Raw genomic sequence first — 2,410 nt, forward strand, 5'->3', positions numbered from 1 at the left:
CACACCCGCGAATACTCGTTCGGCGGGTCCAGTCATGTAGAGGCGGTTGTCCGCTTCGGACCAGTCGATCGTCAGTGGACCACCCGGAAGCTCAACGGTTGCTCGTCGATCGCTTCGTCCCATCAGCACTGCTGCAACCAGCGACGCGCAGGCTCCAGTTCCACAGGCGAGCGTGGCTCCCACTCCCCGCTCCCACACGCGCATCTTCAGGTAGTCCGATCGCACCACTTGAATAAACTCGGTATTGATCCGCTTAGGAAAAACTGGATGATGCTCGAATTGAGGACCGATCGTTGCCAAAGGAATCGCCGCCGCGTCGTCTACAAAGGTGATGCAGTGAGGATTTCCCATACTGACACACGTCACCTGCCAGGTGTGTCCTGCCACCTCAAGTGATTGATTGATTACCTGCTGATCGGCTGCGGCTAGAGTCGTCGGAATCTCGGCTGCCAGCAGGCGCGGTTCGCCCATGTCCACTGTCACTAGCCCATCCGCTTCCAGCTTGGGCGTGATCACGCCTGCCAGCGTGTGAATGCGATAGGCGCGTGAGTCAGCAATTCCCTCTAAATCGGCAATAAACCGTGCCAGGCAGCGAATTCCATTGCCGCACATCTCCGGCTCCGAGCCATCGCTATTGAAAATTCGCATCGTGTAGTCGGTCCCGTCCTGACCAGGGAGGGCAAAGATGACGCCGTCAGCACCAATGCCAACGTGACGATCGCACAGCTTCACCGCTTGGTCGGTGGTTAAGCAGGGGGCCAAGGACGATCGATTGTCGATCAAAATAAAATCGTTGCCCAGTCCGTGATACTTTGTGAACTCAATTGCCATAATTACGTCTGAACGTTGAATTCTGGATTCCAATCTTGAGTGGCAGCCTGGGAATCATTAATCTAAAATTCAAAACTCCTGATTCATAATTACCTACTGTACGTTGGATTAAGTCACTTTTTGACAGGAAGCACAATGGCAATGGAACTTGAAACGGGCTTACCGAGTACTCGCCTAATTCAGACGCTGATCAGAGAGGAAAAAGAAGTTGAACTGAAACTTACGACAGGCGACTTAGTGGCGGGAAAAATTCGCTGGCAAGACGCCAATTGCGTGTCGCTAGTCGATCACTACGACCAGCAAACGATCGTTTGGCGGCAGGCGATCGTGTACTTAAAACCCCGCCAGTAGAGGCAAAGCGGTTGGGAGTCGTTTCTGAGTCAAAAATGACCTACCGAGTGCGTTGTCCCTATGCAATATCGGGCGGCAGGTATTCCCGCATTGGTTCACTGACACTGACCTTGGCAATGGGAATTTGAATCAGAGAAGCAGAGTTGGGAGGAGCGATCCAGCGACTGGCTTGGCTGAGCGAGTAGAAGCCGCCACACAGAAGCAGCCGATCGCCCGTCTGCAAATCGCTAGCACCGTTGGGGAAGCTGATAAACTTGCCTTCTCGGCGGATTGCCTGCACCAGCACGCCAAACTGCCTGCGAATGTGCAGCTCTGCCAGCGTCTTGCCGACAACAGGGCTGTGGTCTGGCACCAAAATCCACTGACAAGAGGCATTCTCGGTGGGTACGGCAGCTTCGCCCTGTGCCAGCCCATCAAATGCCGCAAGCTCATCAGGTTCGCCCACGACCAAGAGACGATCGCCCGTTTGTAGCACTGTCCGGCTATCCGGGTAATCAACTTCCTCACCGCTGTCACGCCGAATCGCCATGAGGCTAACTCCCGTGAGGCGGCGCAAGTTAGTTTCCTCCAGCGTCATACCCAGCAAGGGTGAATTACTTGGCAGTGGGTACCAACGGCTGTTCATTTCCTGAGCTGCTTCCTTAAGCTCTCGCGCGACTTGATACGACGGGCGCTCCGATCGCAGATCCAAATAGTGGGAGTTGCGAATTCGCTGCACTTCTCGCTGAATCACAGGCAGCGGCAAGCCAATTCCAGTCAGCAAATGAGCAGATAGTTCCAAACTGGCTTCAAACTCTGACTGCACAACCTCCCGCGCTCCCAGTTGGTAGAGCAACTCAATGTCTTTGTCCTGATTTGCCCGCACAACCACATCCAAATCGGGCGTCAGTTCCAGCGATCGCTTCAGACATAGCCGAGTGCTCATCGGATCGGGCAGGGCGATCGCCATCCCCTGTGCGGTTTCTACGCCTGCCTTCTCCAGCACGTGCAGACTTGCAGCGTTGCCATAGATGTAGGGAATGCCTGCTTCACGGACTTCCTGAATGCGCTGCTCCGACTGGTCAATCACAATCACAGGGTAGTTATGCTCTCGCAGCAGTTGCACAATGTTGCGCCCTACTTGCCCATAGCCGCAAACCACAACGTGATTTTGGTGGGGCAGGTCCTCCGCAATCTCTAACGGCACATCCGTCCGCTCTAGAAATTGCTTCAGCCAGGGAATAGAGTC

At 54.6% G+C, this 2,410-nt stretch carries 3 protein-coding genes; 1 reads left to right on the forward strand and 2 read right to left on the reverse strand.

Annotated elements, in window-relative coordinates; all coding sequences use genetic code 11:
• The coding region (gene dapF / locus H6F43_RS08030; protein WP_190342278.1) for a diaminopimelate epimerase at positions 1-831 on the reverse strand (831 nt) is incomplete at its 3' end.
• 135 nt (positions 832-966) lie between these two features.
• Between dapF and H6F43_RS08035 the strand changes: the two genes are divergently transcribed.
• On the forward strand, positions 967-1,182 hold the full coding sequence (locus tag H6F43_RS08035; RefSeq protein ID WP_190342279.1) for an RNA-binding protein hfq: 216 nt from the start codon (positions 967-969) through the stop codon (positions 1,180-1,182).
• A 58-nt stretch (positions 1,183-1,240) separates the two neighbouring features.
• On the opposite strand, the gene H6F43_RS08040 is transcribed toward H6F43_RS08035, so the two are convergent.
• On the reverse strand, positions 1,241-2,410 hold a 1,170-nt coding region (locus H6F43_RS08040), incomplete at its 5' end, for a TrkA C-terminal domain-containing protein (RefSeq protein WP_190342280.1).

Source organism: Leptolyngbya sp. FACHB-36 (genome assembly GCF_014695955.1).
GTDB lineage: Bacteria > Cyanobacteriota > Cyanobacteriia > Leptolyngbyales > Leptolyngbyaceae > FACHB-36.

Bases quoted from the DNA above. Each gene is read 5' to 3' on its own strand.
- H6F43_RS08035 (WP_190342279.1), top strand. From the start codon at position 967: ATGGCAATGGAACTTGAAACGGGCTTACCGAGTACTCGCCTAATTCAG.